The sequence below is a fragment of the Draconibacterium halophilum genome (assembly GCF_010448835.1).
GTDB lineage: Bacteria > Bacteroidota > Bacteroidia > Bacteroidales > Prolixibacteraceae > Draconibacterium > Draconibacterium halophilum.
This window is the reverse complement of sequence record NZ_CP048409.1, coordinates 2,630,031-2,649,893: the sequence shown is the minus strand read 5'-3', so window position 1 is coordinate 2,649,893 and position 19,863 is coordinate 2,630,031. Positions and strand designations below refer to the sequence as shown.

Genomic DNA, 19,863 nt, shown 5'->3' with positions numbered 1-19,863 from the left:
TTTAAAATTAATCACATGAAAACTTTATTAACGCTAATTTTCAGTCTGGCAGTTATTACTGCAGTAGCACAGGGAAAAAATTACGAGGCAGCAATGACAGCCGCCCTCGAAAAAATGAAAAGCTCGGAAACAGTAGCCAACTTTCAGCAGGCAGCAAATACTTTTGAACGAATCAGTATAACTGAAACTAAAGAATGGTTGCCTTTATATTATGCATCGTATTCAATGATCGTGATAAGTTACTTCGATCAGGATGTAAACAAGAAAGATGCTTACCTGGATAAAGCGCAGCAATTTTTGGACAAAGCATTTAAAATTGCACCCGACGAATCGGAATTGTATTCGCTTCAGGCATTTCTTTATCCATCACGAATTACCGTTGACCCGATGGGCCGGGGAATGGAATACATGCCTAAAATGAATGCCGCAATTGACAAGGCGATCGCCCTTAATCCGGAAAATCCGAGAAGCTACTATTTGCGTGCCATTACACTTTTTAATATGCCCGAGCAATTTGGCGGCGGAGCTGATGCAGCCCGCCCACATTTTGAAACCGCAAAAGAGAAATTCGACAGATTCGAACCAAAATCACCGCTTCATCCGAACTGGGGAAAAGAAATAAATGAAATGGAGATGCAGAAACTATAACCGGGCTCTAAACAAGTTCTCCATACAAGTCATAATCTTCGGCACCTGTTATTTTCGCTTTAACAATGGTGCCGTTTTTTATTTCCTTGTCGGTTGTAATATAAACTTCTCCGTCTACTTCAGGCGAATCAAATTCGGTACGTCCAACGTAGTAATCGCTTTCATTTCGGTCGATAATCACATCGAAATCCTTCCCTATTTTCTGCTGGTTGAGTTCGGCAGAAATATATTGCTGCACTTCCATGATCTCATCGGCACGAGCCTGTTTCACTTCGTCGGGCAAATTGTCTTCGAATTTATTGGCGGCGTATGTGCCATCTTCATTCGAATACGGAAATACACCCAGTCGGCCAAATTTCTGCTCCTGAACGAACTCTTTCAACTCTTCAAAGTCTTCCTCCGTTTCACCCGGGAATCCAACAAGCATCGTAGTTCTGATTACGACTCCAGGTACTTCTTCTTTTATTTTGGCGATCAACGCCTCGGTTTCCTCGCGGGTAACATGGCGCAACATATTTTTCAGCACGCGGTTTGAAATGTGCTGCAACGGCATATCAAGGTATTTGCACACTTTCGGGTTTTCGCGCATTACCGGCAAAATCTCCATCGGGAATTTGGTCGGATACAAATAATGCAAACGAATCCACTCAATTCCTTCCACTTCCGAAACTTTGTTGATCAATTCTGCCAGTTGGTTTTTACCGTACAAATCGATTCCGTAATACGAAAGATCCTGAGCAATCAGCAACAGTTCCTTTACTCCTTTTTTTGCCAGGTAACGGGCTTCCATCACAAGGCTTTCGATGGTGCGCGATTGGTGTCGGCCAGTCATTTTGGGGATAGCACAAAACGAACATGAACGGTTACAACCTTCCGAAATTTTCAGGTACGCAAAATGCGATGGCGTGGTAATTTTACGCTCGTATATGTATTCGGGCGCGTAGGTAACTTTTAGCTCTTCCACCATGGCTTTCATATCAAACTTACCAAAGTATTTGTCTACTTCGGGTAATTCTGCTTGCAGATCGTTGTGGTAACGTTCCGAGAGACATCCCATAACGTAAAGTTTGTCGATTTCGCCACGTTTTTTAGCCTCCGCATAATCCAGGATCATATCAATCGATTCCTGCTTGGCATCGTGAATAAAACCACAGGTATTTACAAATACTGCATCAAAATTGGTTTCGTTCGAATCGTGCAACACTTCAAACTTCCCCTTCTGCAACTGGTTCAGTAAAACCTCCGAATCAACCAGGTTTTTCGAACATCCCATGGTTACCACATTTACCCTTTTCTTCGCCATAACTTTTCTTCTTTCTTTTCCGGCTGCAAAGTAAAGATAAATTTGTCTGAATTAAGAAAGTATGAGCTACTAACTATTGAAATATAACACACACTAATAATAGTGTATTTATCATCCAAACAGTACCAATCAACAAATATTTATTGATTTAAGACTTTTATTTATTGTTTTTCAATAATTTTTTATTTATTTTCGTTTAAAAATAAAATAGCTCACAATGAAAAACAAAGAACTAACCCGAACCCAACAAGTGCTGGCTGTAATGAAATTTTTGGTGTACCTGTCAATTACCTGGTATTTTCTTAAAATGGGAGGTATTGTGTTTATGAGTCTAGCCTTTCTTGCTCAAGGAAAACCACTTACAGATTTGTTTTTTATGCAAGATTGGTTCAATTTATTAGAAACAAATCCGGAATATTATACACTCATAATTGTATTAGTAATATCAAGAAGTCTATTAAATATCTCGATTTGGATTATGGTATTAAGATTATTAAAAAGAATACAATTGTCTAATCCATTCACCAAAGAAGTTATCGAAAGATTAGAACGAATCAGCTATCTTCTTTTTTCAATTTGGATTTTATCAATTTCTGCAGGAGGATTTTTTGCATGGCTTGGAGAAAAGGCCGGCGAATTAAATGATTCATGGGATCATGGTCCTTATTTGTTTATGGCCGGCCTGGTATTTATCATTTCGCAAATATTTAAGCGTGGAGTTGAGTTACAGTCTGAAAATGATTTAACCGTATAAGCTATGCCAATTATCGTAAATCTTGATGTAATGATGGCGCGGCGGAAAATGTCGCTCAACGAACTGTCAGAGAAAGTAAACATCACACTGGCCAACCTTTCGATTCTTAAAACTGGCAAAGCCAAAGCTGTTCGTTTTAGCACGCTCGAAGCCATTTGTGAGGCTCTGGACTGTCAGCCTGGTGATTTGCTGGAATATGTGGAGGAATAATTCTTACACTCATAAATTATTCATGATGAAGTCAATGTAAGATTACCTTGTCATTTCGACAAAGGATGAGGAGAAATCTGTTACCGCAGCGCTTAAACAGAAACAGATTCCTCTCTACGTTCGGAATGACAATCAGAAATGTAACATTTGTAAAAAGTGCTGATTACTCAAACTATTGTTTAGTTTTCAACGGATCAGCTGCTTCATTAAAAAACTGATTCTGCAATTCACGAACCACCGTATCAGCTTTTACCAGTTTAATCATTTCTACCAGTTGTTCTACCTTTTCATTTATAAGCAACTCCCCAGCTTCTGCATTGGCCTCCCAGGCTTCGCCACCATAATGATTTGGGTAACTGGCGTACCACCAAATTCCGGTGTAAACATATTTTAGTTTATTCATCCGATTCTGATTAACTCCCGTCTGTTGTTTTGCACGGTCAACATGCACCACATCAGGTTTTGTTGCAGCCATCGCCGAAGTTTCGCTATTTCCGGCATGAGCATCGAACGGATCATGCCGTGTTAAGGCTTCTGCTTTTTTCTTCACCTCTGGATCACTTTCAGGACGAAACCAGTACAACGAATAACCGCGTGGTTCGGAGAGTTGCGCCATTCCAAAATAGTTCAAGAAAGCATTGTTGCCACCATGACCGTTTACAATTATGATCTTTTCAAAACCATTGCGGTGCAATTCATCCAGTGTTTCCTGTAACATTTGCCAAATCAGTTCAGGCGAATATGAAATAGTTCCTGGCTGATGACGGGCTTCGTTTATCTGGCTAAAATAATACCACGGAAAAACCACTGTATATTCCTGTTCTGCGGCCCGAAGCGAATATTCTCGCGATAGGTACAAATCGGTACCCAAAGGCAATTGAGGGCCGTGCTTTTCCATTACACCAATAGGAATAATACAGGTTTTTGAACTCTTTTCAACGGCTTGAATAAAATCGGGAGCGGTTAATTCTTCCAGGCGGTATGATAAATCCTGTGCATAAACAAACGTAGTGATGGTTAAAAGCAATACTGTTGCAACTTTTCTCATAGGTCTTAGGTTTTAGTTAATATTTTCATAAAAATAGACTCTTAGAAATTAATTAGCAACGATTTTCTATTTTTATCCATAAACTTACAAGATGCCAGTAGTAATTATACATAGTCATTTAAATCCCGGTGGTGTTACCCGGATAATCCAATCGCAGATAGACAGCCTTGAAGGCGAAGAAATAAAAGTATTGGTGGGCGCCTGCCCCGATGCCGGAAAAATAACATCGCCAAATGCGGAGCTTCATATTATTCCGGAACTGGACTATCTCGAGCGCCGCAAATACACCGACCAAGAGGCGATGGAAATGCTGCACAAAATACATAGCGAAATTCGGGACTATATTACTCCCGACACGGTTTTGCATTTTCATAATCTCAACCTGGGGAAAAACCCTATTGTAACTTATGCCGTTTATTTGCTGGCAAAAGAAGGCGTTAAAGTGTTTAACCATGCGCATGATTTTGCTGAAGACCGCCCCAGTAATTATGCATTTCTGGAAGAAATTATCTATGGTAATTTTTCGCAAAATATTAACGAAGTGCTTTATCCAAAGCTACCCAACTACCATTTTGGAGTGTTGAATTCGTTTGATTTTGAGCGATTGCAAGGGCTGGGAGTAACCGACGACCGTATTGAGTGGCTACCCAATCCGGTAACTTTTAATGCATCGGGCGATCTACCAGAAAAAACAGACGCAAAAAAAGCCATTTGCGAAGAGTTAAATATTGATGCCAACAAGCTATTGGTAACTTACCCGGTGCGGGTAATTCAGCGAAAAAATATTGGTGAGTTTATTCTGCTCTCGATACTGTTCCGGCACCGTGCAAATTTTGCGGTAACACAACCACCACAAAATCCGGTTGAAATTGAAATGTATAACCAGTGGATTAAGTTCTGCAACGATAATGAAATTGATATTGTATTTGAAGCCGGTAAAAAAGTAAACTTCGAAAAGTTATTGCGTGGAACTGACTTCTGCATCACAACAAGCTACAAAGAAGGATTTGGAATGGTATACCTGGAACCCTGGTTACTCGATACACCGGTTGTTGGCCGCGATATTGATTTTATTACCCGCGATTTTAAAAACGATGGTTTTAGCTTCCCTACGCTGTATTATAAATTGAATATTCCCGGAATTAAAACTGATTTCAAAGATCTGAACTTAAAAATGCAGATGGAGATCATTCAGGGAGTTGTTAGCGGAAAGATAGAAAAACACAAACTATTTGAACAAAACCCCATACTAAACACTTTGTTTAGTGACGTAAAGTCATATATTACAGAAAAAAACAAGACAATTATCAAAAACAACTATTCTTTGCAAGGATATGGAATTAAACTTCAGAAACGATATAAAAAAATGGTTGGATAGTTCAGAAAAACTGCAACCCGTCCCTACTACTTTTTGCCCCAACTTAAAAACTGATTCGAAAGAAAAAATTAAAGCGGTTATATTCGATATTTACGGAACGCTGCTTATTTCTTCGTCAGGCGATATCGATCAGGCATCGTTGAATAAAGACAACATGCGCGCTGCCATGGAAGCCGGTGGATTCGACCTGTCAAACTGTAAAGAAGAAACATGTAGCCATTTGCTTGAGCAGTTACAGGAGCAAGTTAAAAAGCAACATGAAGCGCTAAAAAGTAAAGGAATTCCTTTTCCCGATGTCGATATTTTTGAGGTTTGGCAGGGAATGTTTGAAGCGGCTGAAAACAAAGGTCTACTAAAACTGAGCGGTAGCGAATCGTGGGCCGATATTATTATGGTTTTCGAGCTGCTGAGTAACCGCGTTTATCCCATGCCGGGAATGAAAGAAGTGCTGCTTGAAATAAAGAATATGGGCCTACCCATCGGTATCGTTTCCAACGCACAGTTCTATACGCCCATTATCATGAATTATTTTCTGACAGGTAAATTTTCAACCGATCAACATATTACCCTTTTTGATGAAGACCTTTCGGTATTCTCGTACAAAGAACTACGGGCAAAACCTGATACTGCTTTGTTTGACAAGATTATTCCTGTGCTCAGTAACAAGTATAATATTGAACCATCAGAAACCATTTTTGTAGGCAACGATATGCTGAAAGACGTTTACACAGCCACAAAAGCAGGAGTGCGAACAGTACTTTTTGCCGGCGACGAACGCTCCCTGCGCTTACGCGAAGACGACCAACGGGTAAAAGGGATGTTCCCAGATTTTATTATCAACGATTTAAAACAACTTGCGAAAATTATAGGATGAAACGAGCATGAAAAAAGTTTCTTTATAAACAGGAACAAGATTATGCGAGTTACATGAGTTACCGCTGAATATTAAAATACAAACGAATGAAGTTAAACGAATTACGAGTAGGAATTATTCATTCCTTAATTGGCAAAAACGACGGTGTTTCCATTGTTATCGACCAAACAGTTGAAGCCATGTCGGAACATATGGGGATTAACATTGGTAACTTTTTCTTTTTAGCTGCACACTCTTCGCCGCGATTTAATGCGCAAACAAACGATGTATTCTGGCATAAAAGTGAAGCGCACAAAACCATTTTGAATAATTTCAATAATCCGGATACAGAAGGGCTGGATGAGCTGATTCATGAAAACGCTTTGTACGCAAAAGAAGTTATTCAGGAGTGGGTTGACGAAAACGATATCGACCTTATTATTGCGCACAACACCTCGCATCCGTATAATTTTATTACAGCAGTAGGTTTAGGTTATTACATTGAAGAGTTGCGTGCCGAAGGAATTATCTGGCCCAAATTAATGGTTTGGTGGCACGACTCGTATTTCGAGCGCGATATTTTTTCGAATCCCAACGAGGTGATTCAAAAATACCTAAAATACTTGCCAGGAGTAACTTTTGTAAACTCCATTGCATTTATTAACAGGCAGCAAATCGATTTGGGAAAAAGGCTTTTTGAACAGCTCAACGCCAGCAAACTGGAGAAATTCTTTAAACTGCGTACAACGGTTGTCCCAAATACCTGCGAAATTCCTTGGGATTGGGAAGAAATAGACCCGCAAACAGAAGAATTAATTTGTCCGGTGCAAGACAATTACAACGACTCTTTCATGAAAGATATCGGTCTTGTACAACAAGTTGAAAGCCGTGGTTTTACCATGGACGATACCGTTCTTTTATTACAACACACCCGCGTTGTTCCGCGAAAGAAAATTGAGTTAGCCATCGATCTGGCTTTTGAACTGGAAAAGAAATTCACCAAAAACAAAGAAAATAAATGTGTTGCAGTAATTGTTAGTGGTCATTCGGGCGATGAACAGAACCAGTACCTGAATAATCTTTACGTGCATTACACCGAACTTTGCAAAACTAATCCCGACAGTAATGTGGTACTGATATTTGGCGAGCACAACATCCTTTCGCACCGCGATATTATTGTGGACAGAAAGTTTTACAAATTTGCTGAAATTCCTTCGATAATAGCTGCCCACGGCGGAATTGGAACCTATTTTAGCGATGTGGAAGGCTTTGGAAATAATCTACTGGAAATGATGTCGTACGGATTGCCGGCGGTAATCAATAAATACGAAGTGTATAAGGAGGAAATTGAACAATACGGGTTTGATCTTCCGGCAATCGATGGCGGTGGTGTAACAAATGAACTGGTTGATTCGGCTTACCGCTTACTTAACGATATTCCATACCGAAACAAGGTTGTAATGCATAACCTTAAGGTTCTAAAAGAAAAACTCGATCATAAAATTATTGCCGAAAAACTCGAGCCAATAATAAAAAGTATGTATATGCGCGAATTGTAAAAAAGTACGTGTGTTAATAATGTTGTTAAACTCAGCAATTCAAAATATATGAGTACCGTTTAAAACAACTTTTTATTTATATTTAAAAGGTTGCTGACGGCAAAGCAACAAACATCAGTTATTTGACAATTAAAATAGTAGAAAATGGGAGATTTTTATCAGAATGGATTTGTAGCAACACTGCATAATTTACGTGCCCGGCCTTATGAAGAGCTGGAACAAAAATTGGAAAAATTTAGTAAAAAAAGACCCATTGGATTAATTATACCCTCTTTATATTCAGAACTATCGCGTCAGGCACTGAAAGACATTGTATCTATTTTAAAAGGGATACCATACATTGATGAGATTGTAATTGGACTGGATCGTGCCGACGATTATCAATATAAAAATGCTTTGGAATTTTTTGCAGAGCTACCACAACACCACCGGGTTTTATGGAACGACGGACCACGCATGCAGGATTTCAAGAAAAAGCTTGCGTCGAAAAACATCGTTACTACCGTTCCTGGGAAAGGACGAAACGTTTGGTTTTGTTTTGGTTATATGATTGCATCTGCCCGATCGGAAGCTATTGCGCTGCACGATGCTGATATTATTACCTATAACCGTGAAATGCTTGCACGTTTGATTTACCCGGTTGCCGATCCATCGTTCAATTTTAAATATTGTAAAGGTTACTATTTCAGAACCGATGACGAGAAACTGCATGGCCGGGCTGTACGACTTTTGGTTACACCGTTGCTACGTACATTAAAAAAACTGCTGGGACACCACACATACCTGGAGTATCTTGATAGCTTTCGTTACCCGCTTGCAGGTGAGTTTTCAATGCGTGCCGACGTAATTAAAACCATTCGTATACCTTATGACTGGGGACTTGAAATTGGTATTTTAAACGAGGTGGAACGCAACAACTCTTTTAACCGAATTTGCCAGGTTGAAATTGCCGATCGCTACGACCATAAACACCAATCGCTTTCCATAGAGGATGCCGAGCAAGGATTATCAAAAATGAGTCGCGATGTTTCAAGGGCAATTTTTGCCAAACTGGCTTCTGATGGTATTACCCTAACTCCGGCATTTTTCAGAACGCTGAAAGCAACTTATTACCGCATAGCACTTGAATTTGTTGAACTTTATAAAGCAGATGCCGCAATGAATGGTCTAACATACGATTTTCATAAAGAAGAGGAAGTAATCGACCTGTTTGTGAAAAATGTTTATCAATCGGGCATTTCCTTTCTTGATAATCCTGACAACGTACCATTAATGCCCAGCTGGAAAAGGGTGCAAAGTGCCTTTCCAGGAATTTTGGAAGAATTTCGTGAGATCGTAGAAGCAGATAACAATATCATCTAAAATCGAAGAAATATGATTAATCCCGATACTTCTTTCATCAAAAATATTGAAAGCCGGCTAAAGTTTATCTACAAAGAAAAGTACGATGAAGCAATTCTTACCGACCTTATAAACGTAATTTCATCCTACGGAATTAACTCTTCGAAAGGCCAGAAATGGAATGAAGATGATGTGGTTTTGATAACATATGGCGATAGTATAAAAACGGATGATGAAGCTCCGCTACAAACACTACGCTCATTCTTAAATGAAAATTTGAATGAACAGCTAACCGTCGTACATATTTTACCTTTTTTCCCATACAGCAGCGACGATGGTTTTTCGGTGATCGATTTCAGAAAGGTGAATCCCGAACTGGGCGACTGGTGCGACATTGAAGATCTGACAAAAGATTACGACCTGATGGCCGATTTGGTGATTAATCATGCATCGAGCAAAAGCCAGTGGTTTAAAAACTTTTTAAAGCAGCACGGAAAGGGTAAAGATTATTTTATTACTGAAGATCCGGAAACAGATCTTTCACAGGTAACTCGTCCGCGTAATACACCACTTTTAACGCCGTACGAAACCGCAAATGGCACCAAACATGTTTGGACAACTTTTAGTGCCGATCAGGTAGATCTGAATTTTTCCAACCCCGATCTGTTGGTTGAAATGATGGACATCCTGCTTGGTTATATCGACAAAGGCGCACGAATTATTCGCCTTGATGCGATAGCGTTTTTGTGGAAAGTAGTTGGAACAACCTGTTTACACTTACCGGAAACACACGAAGTGGTAAAACTGATGCGCGATGTTGCCGAATTTATCAATCCGAATACTATTATTCTTACCGAAACCAATGTACCAAATAAGGAAAATCTGAGCTATTTTGGCGAAGGCGACGAAGCACATATGGTTTATCAATTCAGCCTTCCTCCCCTGCTACTGCATGCATTACATACAGGTAATTCGAGTTATTTGACAACCTGGGCAAAAAGCTTACCTCAACTCGATGGAGATAAAACATTTTTCAATTTTACATCTTCGCACGATGGAATAGGCGTTCGTCCGTTAGAAGGACTTTTACCTGAAGACGAGAAAAACACTTTGGTGGAAAATATGAAAGGTTTTGGCGGCATGGTAAACTACAAATCCAATCCTGATGGCAGCCAAAGCCCCTACGAACTGAATATTACCTATTTTGATGCACTTAAAGGCACACACAAAGGCGAAGATCAGTTTCAGACGGACAGATTTCTGGCTTCGCAGATATGTATGATGAGTTTGGCAGGCGTTCCTGCATTTTATATTCACAGTCTAACAGCAACACCAAATTACTACGAGGGCGTTGAGAAGACGAAGCACAACCGTACTATAAATCGCCGTAAATGGCAAGTCGATGAATTGCAAAAAGTGCTAAACAGTGATACGCCACAAAAGAAGGTATTTCAATCTTTACAACATCTGATAAAAATTCGGAAAGAACAAGCTGCTTTTCATCCTAATGCCGGCCAGGAAATACTGGATTTTGGAACGGATTTGTTTGTTCTTAAAAGATCGGCCGGGAATCAAAACATTCTGGTGATTATTAATCTCTGCCACGAAGTAAAGGAAGTCCAAATCCCTGATGGATTTAAGTTTGATCTGATTTCAGATTCAACAGTTGACTCAGGTAAACTAAAGCCTTACCAGTGTTTGTGGTTGGTAAAAAGCTAAGACTGAATTCTGAGAAAATAGTTTCCAACATTTAGAAATAATAAAGGCCACCAAAAATGGCAGCCTTTCACTTTTATTAGTTGTTGTTAAATATTATTCAGTTTCTACTTCAGCTTCAGGTTTTACTGTAGTTTTTTTCCAATCATCGCTGTTTGCAAATTTCCAGGTATTCAGAAAACCAACTTTTATAATATTCTGCATTTTTTCCCAGTTAATTTTGCTCAACTCGTCTGATGGCTGATGATAATCGGGATGCATGGCAGCCATAAAATAGAAAATCGGAATATCTTCTTGTGCAAACGGAGCATGGTCGCTTCCACCTCCCGGACGTTCCGAAGGGCGTAATTCAAGGTCCAAATTAATATCGTAATCTTCAATATTCTTTTTGGTAGTTTCGCCAATTACAGTGTTTGCTTCAGTGTAAACCATATGTGCCTGATTACCTAAACTGTCATTTTCAGGATTACGTGCAATCATGTCGTAATTCAAATTCAACACCACATTTTCATTCTTCTCTTTGGCCTCGCGAACAAAATAGGTAGAACCAAACAATCCTTTTTCCTCACCGGTCCATGCCGCAAAAACTACCGATTTCTCCGGCTTTTTACCCGTAGCCATAAAAGCTTTGGCAATCTCCATCACACCAACTGTTCCCGAAGCGTTATCATCGGCTCCGTTGTATATCACACCATCCCATTTCCCCAAATGATCGTAATGTCCGCCAACAACAATAAATTCATCTTTATTTTCGCCTTCAATATAACCAACTACATTTCTGGCGTTAACTACTTTCGAGTTTACCGATGTTTTAAAGGCTGCCGATTTACCTGCCAATTCCTGTGAGGCCGGTTGCAAACTTTTAGCCACTTCCTCCTCAAATTTTTCAATATTAATACCTGACCCTGAAAGAATTTCGTTAGCAACCCGTTCAGAAACTGTAAAAGTTGATAAGTTTCCGCCTAGTTCTTTTCCGGGTAAGGACATTCTGTTTCCGTAATACGGATTTGGTCGTTTATCGCTTTCGTTAAAACCTCCGTTATCTCTGTATATGTCATTTTGGGCCCATCCCTTCATCGGGTTGGCATCCGGACTTATTCGAATTACGGCCAAAGCTCCTGCATCTTGTAATCCTTGTATTTTATTGCGCTCAAGGTAATAGGCGGCATAACGTCCTTCAGGCTTATACTTTTCGTAACCGGCTGAAGTAGTGTCTCCATGTCCGGGATAGCCCTGCAAGATCACAACAATTTTTCCGTCAACATCAATTTTTTTCAGATCATCGTAAGTTTTGCTTTCATCGGAATAGCCATATCCTGCAAAAACCAGTGGAGCCTGAACTTTCTGTCCAACCGTTCCTGTTTGTACATAAAAATCGGTTCGATAGACAAAATCCATAGAACTTTCGCTTCCCGGTTTGCTGGTAACAACCGAAAATACCTGTTCATCACCAGGTTCATATTCTATAAGGCCAAAACTCTGATAATAAGTGCGGTACATTTCAGGTCGTGCGCCGGCCATTCGTTCACTTCGCGATGGTCGCGTGTAAGCCTCGTCACCAAAAGGCTGAATTCCATAAGTTTGAAACATCGATGCAATGTAATCAGCAGCTATATAAGCTCCTTTTGTTCCTACGGCGCGGCCTTCAGTCCAGTCGGATGCCAGAAACTCCAATTGCCCTTTAAGTGACTCCTTGGTAATGGCCTCCAAACCTTTTTCAACCTCATTTTGGGCAACTAACAAATGCCCTGAAATAAAAAGAATTAAGAATAAAGAGAATTTTTTCATACGATTTAAATTATTTGTAATTATGTTTTTTTACAATGTTGATATTTTTCATCAAACAAATTCAGTTTTATAGGTAACTAAACACTCATAAAATTACACAACTCCTAATTTTAATTTTATACCTACAATGGCAAATTATATACAGAATAAATAAATTCAACCTGACCAAAGATCAATTTGACAACCTAAGCAATAAATAAATAACATTTCGTCATTACAATAGTAATAAATAATGAGCTTTCCGAATTAGACATTTGTCATATTACAAGCTTTCTTTTTATGTCTTGTTCGATGTTTCTATATACAAGATAAAACTATTGAATTTCCACGCACGGATGAAAATTTATAATTACGATTTCCGGTTTCTACAGGAGATGAATTAGAACAAAAGTATAACATTTAGTCATCCTTAATCGTAATGATCAATAACGTTTTAAGATTCAATTTTAACTCAATCATTTTAAAATCAATACTATGGAAAACAATATAAACTTAACCGGAATAATCTACAAATATGAAAAACTCGTTCAAATTCCGCTAAACACCCCGTTCAATGTCTATATAGCTGAAGCCTCAACACCGTATGCGGATTATTACGGACATGTACCGCGAATGGCAAAACCCAATTCGATCTTTCTTTTCACCAAACATTTCTATTTCCTTGAAGAGTTAATGTGCTACTCTGCAAGTTTAGAAAAATGCCTGCTGGAACACATTAACATTGCCAGTGCAATAATAGAATCAGAAGGAAAACAATATGCGGCAATTCGTATAAAAGATTTTCCTGATTACAGTCAGTTGGTAAAACTGCAGGAGTGTCTGAGTAAAAAAAACGTGAAATTTGCGGACAAACTTCATTTTGATAAAGAGGTTAAAACAATCGTGAGCAAACCGTTTGTTTTGAGAGAATTGGAACCTGATTTTTATATGGATCAGAAGGAAGAACACAAAGGATATTTTGTTTTAGACAGACATTTTACCCAGGAAGAGTTTGACAGTGCGATTGAACAAATGAGGTACAACGGCGTTTGCAAACTTTTCGATGCCGAGCAGGGAGCAATATTCAACGAGGGGAAACTAACATATATCGTTCGTATATTTTCCGAAACGTTGAATCTGGATATGTTAAAATGTTTAAACAGAGAATTTTCGAAGTATTAGTGCAACATTATCTCACAAAAAAGCCCGGAAGAATTTAATTACCGGGCTTTTATAGTCTTATAAAGATTCTATTTCCTGTAATTTTTCTTTAACCTCCGCATCATCCGATCTTAACTCCAAGGCTTTTCGGTAGTAGAAACGGGCCACATTATAATTCCCCGCCTCGAAAGCACTGTTGGCCGTGGTTTTAAAGTTCTCAAACTGTTGCTGACTTTGTCCGGCAACACGCTCGGCTACACGACGCTCGATTTCACGCAACTGTTCTCTCGGATAGTTTTCATTATCCTTTTGCGACAAGGCCTGATTGTACCAACCTCTTGCCACTGCCAGTTCATTGTTTCGTAAACTCTCATCTGCCAAATCGATAAAACGTTGATACTCCCGATCCCGCTCGCTCAACATCATTTCACCTAAAATCCGGTTTATTTCCGCAATGCGCTGCGGCGGATAAGCTTCTTCCGGTTTCAGATCCTGCGCTTTGTAATACCAGGCTCTCGATACGTTATATTGCTCAATGTCAAACGAACCATCTGCTTTTTTAATGATCTCATCGTAAAGTGCATTCAAGCCCGATTCTTCCAAAATTCGCTGTTCATCAAGTTCCTCTTCCAGCTGTGCAATTTGCTCTCTTCTTCTACCCATATCCTCGGCAGCAGCTTGTTCTTGTGCAATTCGCCGACGTTCGTTTTCGCGTATTTCATCAATTTTTCTTATCTGCTCTTTCGGATATTCTTCATCAGGTTTTACACCCAAAGCAATCTCGTATTGTAAACGGGCATCATCATAATCCTGCGTTCTGAAATGGCCATCTGCTACAACAATTACATTCCGATATTTCTCATCGATAGCTTGTTGCTCAAGGATTTTATCTATCTCTACAATTTTATCTTTCGGATAAGTTTCTTCAGGCTTTAATGTGGAAGCCTCCGTATAGTTCTCCCTCGATGCAGTGTAACTACTTGCCGAGAATAAACGATCAGCCTGTACAATCAAATTCGCATATTTGCGATCCAGCTCTTCCTGTGCAGCTTGTTCAGCCGCTAATTCTCTCACGATTCGATCTATTTCATCAATTCGTTGCTGCGGATAAGTTTCTTCCGGTTTAATATCCAACGCTGCACGGTATTCGTTTCGTGAGTTTTCGTAGTTCTCTGCGGTAAACAATTCATCGGCGCGGGCAATCGCGTCATTGTAGTTTTTATCTTTTTCAGCTTGGATGCCAGCTAAACGAGCAGCTTCGGCTTCGGCAGCTTCTTGCGCCAGGCGTGCTCTTGTTGTTACAATTGAGTCGATTTTTGCCAGCTGTTCGTTCGGATATGTTTCGTCGGCTTTAGCTTGTTTTGCGGTGTTGTATGCAACAATTGCAGCATCCCAACCTTCACTACGGAATTCACGATCTCCTTCTGCAACGGCTTCTTCGTAAGCTTTTTGTGCTGCTGAAAGTTGGGCAAGTAAATTTCCTATTTCATCAATACGTTGTTGCGGATATGTTTCTTCCGGTTTAATGTCTAAAGCGGCGCGGTATTCGTTTCGTGAGTTTTCGTAATTCTCAGCAGTAAACAGCTCATCGGCACGTGCAATCGCATCATTATAGTTTTTATCTTTTTCTGCCTGGATGGCTGCTAAACGGGCAGCTTCGGCTTCGGCAGCTTCACGAGCCAGACGTTCTCTTGTAGTTACAATCGAATCAATTTTTGCCAGCTGTTCATCAGGGTAAACTTCGTCGGCTTTAGCTTGTTTTGCGGTGTTGTATGCAACAATTGCAGCATCCCAACCTTCACTACGGAATTCACGATCTCCTTCTGCAACGGCTTCTTCGTAAGCTTTTTGTGCTACTGAAAGTTGTGCCAGAAGATTACCGATTTCATCAATTCGTTGCTGTGGGTAAGTTTCTTCTGGTTTAATATCTAAAGCAGCGCGGTATTCGTTGCGGGAGTTTTCGTAGTTCTCGGCGGTAAACAATTCATCGGCACGGGCAATCGCATCATTATAGTTTTTATCTTTTTCTGCCTGAATGGCTGCTAAACGGGCAGCTTCGGCTTCGGCAGCTTCACGAGCCAGACGTTCTCTTGTAGTTACAATCGAATCAATTTTTGCCAGCTGTTCATCAGGGTAAACTTCGTCGGCTTTAGCTTGTTTTGCGGTGTTGTATGCAACAATTGCAGCATCCCAACCTTCGCGGCGGAATTCGCGGTCGCCTTCGGCAACAGCTTCTTCGTAAGCTTTTTGTGCTGCTGAAAGTTGGGCAAGTAAATTTCCTATTTCATCAATACGTTGTTGCGGATATGTTTCGTCCGGTTTAATGTCTAAAGCGGCGCGGTATTCGTTGCGGGAGTTTTCGTAGTTCTCGGCGGTAAACAATTCATCGGCACGGGCAATCGCATCATTATAGATTTTATCTTTTTCTGCCTGAATGGCTGCTAAACGGGCAGCTTCGGCTTCGGCAGCTTCACGAGCCAGACGTTCTCTTGTAGTTACAATCGAATCAATTTTAGCCAACTGTTCATCAGGGTAAACTTCGTCGGCTTTAGCTTGTTTTGCGGTGTTGTATGCAACAATTGCAGCATCCCAACCTTCACTACGGAATTCACGATCTCCTTCTGCAACGGCTTCTTCGTAAGCTTTTTGTGCTGCTGAAAGTTGTGCCAGAAGATTACCGATTTCATCAATTCGTTGCTGTGGGTAAGTTTCTTCCGGTTTAATGTCTAAAGCGGCGCGGTATTCGTTGCGGGAGTTTTCGTAGTTCTCGGCGGTAAACAATTCATCGGCACGGGCAATCGCATCATTATAGTTTTTATCTTTTTCTGCCTGAATGGCTGCTAAACGGGCAGCTTCGGCTTCGGCAGCTTCACGAGCCAGACGTTCTCTTGTAGTTACAATCGAATCAATTTTTGCCAGCTGTTCATCAGGGTAAACTTCGTCGGCTTTAGCTTGTTTTGCGGTGTTGTATGCAACAATTGCAGCATCCCAACCTTCGCGGCGGAATTCGCGGTCGCCTTCGGCAACAGCTTCTTCGTAAGCTTTTTGTGCTGCTGAAAGTTGTGCCAGAAGATTACCGATTTCATCAATACGTTGCTGCGGATAAGTTTCTTCCGGTTTAATGTCTATAGCTGCGCGGTATTCGTTGCGGGAGTTTTCGTAGTTCTCTGCAGTAAACAGCTCATCGGCACGTGCAATCGCATCATTATAGTTTTTATCTTTTTCTGCCTGGATGGCTGCTAAACGAGCAGCTTCGGCTTCGGCAGCTTCACGAGCCAGACGTTCTCTTGTAGTTACAATCGAATCAATTTTTGCCAGCTGTTCATCAGGGTAAACTTCGTCGGCTTTAGCTTGTTTTGCGGTGTTGTATGCAACAATTGCAGCATCCCAACCTTCGCGGCGGAATTCGCGGTCGCCTTCGGCAACAGCTTCTTCGTAAGCTTTTTGTGCTGCTGAAAGTTGTGCCAGAAGATTACCGATTTCATCAATACGTTGCTGCGGATAAGTTTCTTCCGGTTTAATGTCTATAGCTGCGCGGTATTCGTTGCGGGAGTTTTCGTAGTTCTCTGCAGTAAACAGCTCATCGGCACGTGCAATCGCATCATTATAGTTTTTATCTTTTTCTGCCTGGATGGCTGCTAAACGAGCAGCTTCGGCTTCGGCAGCTTCCCTTGCTAATCGTTCTCTTGTGGTAACAATCGAATCGATTTTAGCCAGCTGTTCATCAGGGTAAACTTCGTCGGCTTTAGCTTGTTTTGCGGTGTTGTATGCAACAATTGCAGCATCCCAACCTTCACTACGGAATTCACGATCTCCTTCTGCAACGGCTTCTTCGTAAGCTTTTTGTGCTGCTGAAAGTTGGGCAAGAAAATTTCCTATTTCATCAATACGTTGTTGCGGGTAGGCTTCTTCGGGTTTGATGTCTAATGCTGCACGGTATTCGTTACGTGAGTTTTCGTAATTCTCAGCAGTAAACAGTTCATCGGCACGGGCAATGGCATCGTTGTAGTTTTTATCTTTTTCTGCCTGGATAGCTGCTAAACGGGCAGCTTCTGCTTCGGCAGCTTCTTGCGCCAGAAGTTCCTGTTCAGCAATTAAACCATCAATCTTACCCATCATTTCCAATGGGTACGTTTCTTCGGGTTTGAGTTCAGCGGCTTTGGCGAAGATTGATTTAGCATCCGGATAATTTTGTCTTTCGAATAAACGATCAGCCTCTTCAACCAAGTCCTTATATTCTCTTTCCAAACGAGCCAATTCATTTAAGGTCGCAGCAATTTCATCCAGCTTATCTTTTGGGTATTGTTCCCGTGGTTTAATTTGAAGAGCTTCATTGTATTTACCCCTGGCATCCTCGTAACTTTTCATTGCCAGCATATTATCAGCCTGTTCAATAACTTGAGCATACTGCTCTTCAACTCCCTGTTGCGCAATTATTTCAGTAATTTCTTGCAACCTATCCTCAACATGTTTATCTCCACTCTTTAATTCATCTGCCTTTTCATAAAGTGTTTTTGCATTGGCATAACTTTGCGCATCAAACTGTTTATCGGCCTGGCTTACAAATTCATTAAAACTATTTTGAGCATAAAGAATCTGGCTGATCTCCTCCACCCTCTTTTTTGTCCTTGGTTCATCAGGTATTAACTCCAAGGCCTGTTCATAATTTGACAAAGCCTCTGGGAACTCTTCCTTTTTGTACGCCTTATCAGCAGCTGCAATAAATTTGTCAAATTCCATCCGGTTAAGGATGTCTTTCATTTCTTTTTTCGTTTCCTCAATGCGGCGCGTTGCTCGTATATCGTTAGGCTTATACGATAATGCATTTTCGAACGATGTTAGTGCACGGTCGTAGAACTGCTTGCTAAACATGCGCTCTCCTTCTGTCATTGCATCATCATAGTTTTTCTGATCTTCCTGATTCTCGCGCTGTTCAGCAAGCAAACCATTAATTTCGGCAATTTTATCTTTCGGATATTGTTCGTTGGGTTTTATCTCAAGCGCACGATTAAAAAGACCAAGAGCTTCATTAAATAACAGTTCATCTATCGCCTGGTCGCCTTGTGCAATCAGGTTCTGATAGTTGCCATCAACACGCTGTTGTTCCTGTAATTCAGCAATCTTTTTAAGCTGATCGTTTACATATTGATCAAAAGGTTTAATCGACAATGCTCGGTCGTATGATTTTTTAGCTTCGGATAACTGACGATTTGAAAAGTGCAAATCGCCTTCCTTAACCAGCTTATTAAACCTCGCAAGCATTGCCGCATCCAGTTCTTCTGCGGCCATAATCAATCCCAGTAGATCGTTTATTTCTGCAATCCTGTCTTTCGGAAACTGCTCACTGGGGAATATCTTACTGGCAGCTTTGTAGCCATCAAGCGCTTCTATAAAATCTTCGTTGCTATATTCATCTCCGGCCTGTTCCAGCAGTTCATTGTACTCTTTTCGGAGTTCTGCCAATTCTGCGCGAGTTAAGCGGGCCATAAAATCAGCATTTTCATCTACCTGTTGCGCCGTTGCGATTGCCTGGTTTATTAGTCGTTCTATTTGTGCATCGTTGTAATACAGTTCCTGTACAAAATTATCGACACTCGGACTATAAAATATTTTGAGGACTGTATTCTCGGCAAACGAATTATCAATTCCAGGAATTTCGGTAAACAAGTTAATATCAACCGGAAAAGGAGGAAATTTAGGATCGGCATTCAGAACATCCCGCGGAACAGCAGTTTCAACAACAATCTTCTGGCTAAAATTTCCTTCATGCTGAAAGATCAATTCCCATTTGTGGTTCCAGTTCAGTTCAACATTATATCTGCCATCGGCACCAACACCATAATTATCCAGCCGCCTTCCATCGCGATACATCTGAACAATTGCACCTTCGGGAGATCCTTCCTGAACAGTAATGGTGCCTTCAACAGCTAAACCGTTGGCGCGTTGAGCCATTGACTGACCAACACAAAAAACAAAAATAAAAATGGTAATTATCGTTGTAAACCCCTGCTTCATATCAATTTGTTAATTAACAAAGAACGAAAATAAAAACAATTAATTATCCATTAAATAAAATGTGATGTGTTTTTATTTATTGGCTTGTTTTTTACAAAATGTACGACTTC

13 protein-coding genes are annotated in these 19,863 nt (G+C 40.4%); 9 read left to right on the top strand and 4 right to left on the bottom strand.

The window, feature by feature from the left end; genetic code table 11:
• Positions 1 to 15 precede the first annotated feature (15 nt).
• Complete coding sequence (locus tag G0Q07_RS10585; protein WP_163346063.1) at positions 16 to 648, top strand: tetratricopeptide repeat protein; 633 nt, start codon at positions 16 to 18, stop codon at positions 646 to 648.
• A 7-nt stretch (positions 649 to 655) separates the two neighbouring features.
• Here the strand turns inward: G0Q07_RS10585 and rimO are convergent, their stop codons facing one another.
• The gene (rimO, locus tag G0Q07_RS10580) at positions 656 to 1,951 is read right to left on the bottom strand and encodes a 30S ribosomal protein S12 methylthiotransferase RimO (protein WP_163346062.1); all 1,296 of its coding nucleotides are present in this window, start codon (positions 1,949 to 1,951) and stop codon (positions 656 to 658) included.
• Positions 1,952 to 2,168: 217 nt separating this feature from the next.
• Between rimO and G0Q07_RS10575 the strand changes: the two genes are divergently transcribed.
• Entirely contained in the window at positions 2,169 to 2,705 is a 537-nt protein-coding gene (locus tag G0Q07_RS10575; RefSeq protein WP_163346061.1) for a DUF2975 domain-containing protein, read from the top strand.
• A 3-nt stretch (positions 2,706 to 2,708) separates the two neighbouring features.
• Positions 2,709 to 2,915 (top strand): helix-turn-helix domain-containing protein, encoded by a 207-nt coding sequence (locus G0Q07_RS10570; RefSeq protein WP_163346060.1) that lies wholly within the window; start codon positions 2,709 to 2,711, stop codon positions 2,913 to 2,915.
• A 172-nt stretch (positions 2,916 to 3,087) separates the two neighbouring features.
• On the opposite strand, the gene G0Q07_RS10565 is transcribed toward G0Q07_RS10570, so the two are convergent.
• Positions 3,088 to 3,963, bottom strand: a complete 876-nt coding sequence (locus G0Q07_RS10565) for a creatininase family protein (RefSeq protein ID WP_163346059.1) — start codon at positions 3,961 to 3,963, stop codon at positions 3,088 to 3,090.
• A 91-nt stretch (positions 3,964 to 4,054) separates the two neighbouring features.
• Between G0Q07_RS10565 and G0Q07_RS10560 the strand changes: the two genes are divergently transcribed.
• The 5 genes from G0Q07_RS10560 to G0Q07_RS10540 all read left to right on the top strand — a co-directional run bounded on the left by G0Q07_RS10560 (position 4,055) and on the right by G0Q07_RS10540 (position 10,813).
• Positions 4,055 to 5,341, top strand: coding sequence for a glycosyltransferase family protein (locus G0Q07_RS10560; protein WP_163346058.1), 1,287 nt, complete (start codon positions 4,055 to 4,057; stop codon positions 5,339 to 5,341).
• Entirely contained in the window at positions 5,334 to 6,215 is an 882-nt protein-coding gene (locus G0Q07_RS10555; RefSeq protein WP_163346057.1) for an HAD family hydrolase, read from the top strand. Before G0Q07_RS10560 ends, G0Q07_RS10555 begins: the two co-directional genes overlap by 8 nt.
• 86 nt (positions 6,216 to 6,301) lie before the next feature.
• A complete protein-coding gene (locus G0Q07_RS10550) occupies positions 6,302 to 7,753 on the top strand; it encodes a hypothetical protein (RefSeq protein ID WP_163346056.1) in 1,452 nt (483 codons plus the stop codon).
• A gap of 144 nt (positions 7,754 to 7,897) precedes the next feature.
• Entirely contained in the window at positions 7,898 to 9,115 is a 1,218-nt protein-coding gene (locus G0Q07_RS10545) for a glycosyltransferase family protein (protein WP_163346055.1), read from the top strand.
• A gap of 12 nt (positions 9,116 to 9,127) precedes the next feature.
• Positions 9,128 to 10,813, top strand: a complete 1,686-nt coding sequence (locus tag G0Q07_RS10540) for a sugar phosphorylase (RefSeq protein ID WP_163346054.1) — start codon at positions 9,128 to 9,130, stop codon at positions 10,811 to 10,813.
• Positions 10,814 to 10,906: 93 nt separating this feature from the next.
• On the opposite strand, the gene G0Q07_RS10535 is transcribed toward G0Q07_RS10540, so the two are convergent.
• Positions 10,907 to 12,598, bottom strand: a complete 1,692-nt coding sequence (locus tag G0Q07_RS10535) for a M20/M25/M40 family metallo-hydrolase (protein ID WP_163346053.1) — start codon at positions 12,596 to 12,598, stop codon at positions 10,907 to 10,909.
• A gap of 474 nt (positions 12,599 to 13,072) precedes the next feature.
• Here G0Q07_RS10535 and G0Q07_RS10530 point away from each other — a divergent pair, with 474 nt between their 5' ends.
• On the top strand, positions 13,073 to 13,759 hold the full coding sequence (locus G0Q07_RS10530) for a hypothetical protein (protein ID WP_163346052.1): 687 nt from the start codon (positions 13,073 to 13,075) through the stop codon (positions 13,757 to 13,759).
• Positions 13,760 to 13,816: 57 nt separating this feature from the next.
• On the opposite strand, the gene G0Q07_RS20525 is transcribed toward G0Q07_RS10530, so the two are convergent.
• Positions 13,817 to 19,753, bottom strand: coding sequence for a hypothetical protein (locus tag G0Q07_RS20525; RefSeq protein ID WP_214648362.1), 5,937 nt, complete (start codon positions 19,751 to 19,753; stop codon positions 13,817 to 13,819).
• Positions 19,754 to 19,863 lie beyond the last annotated feature (110 nt).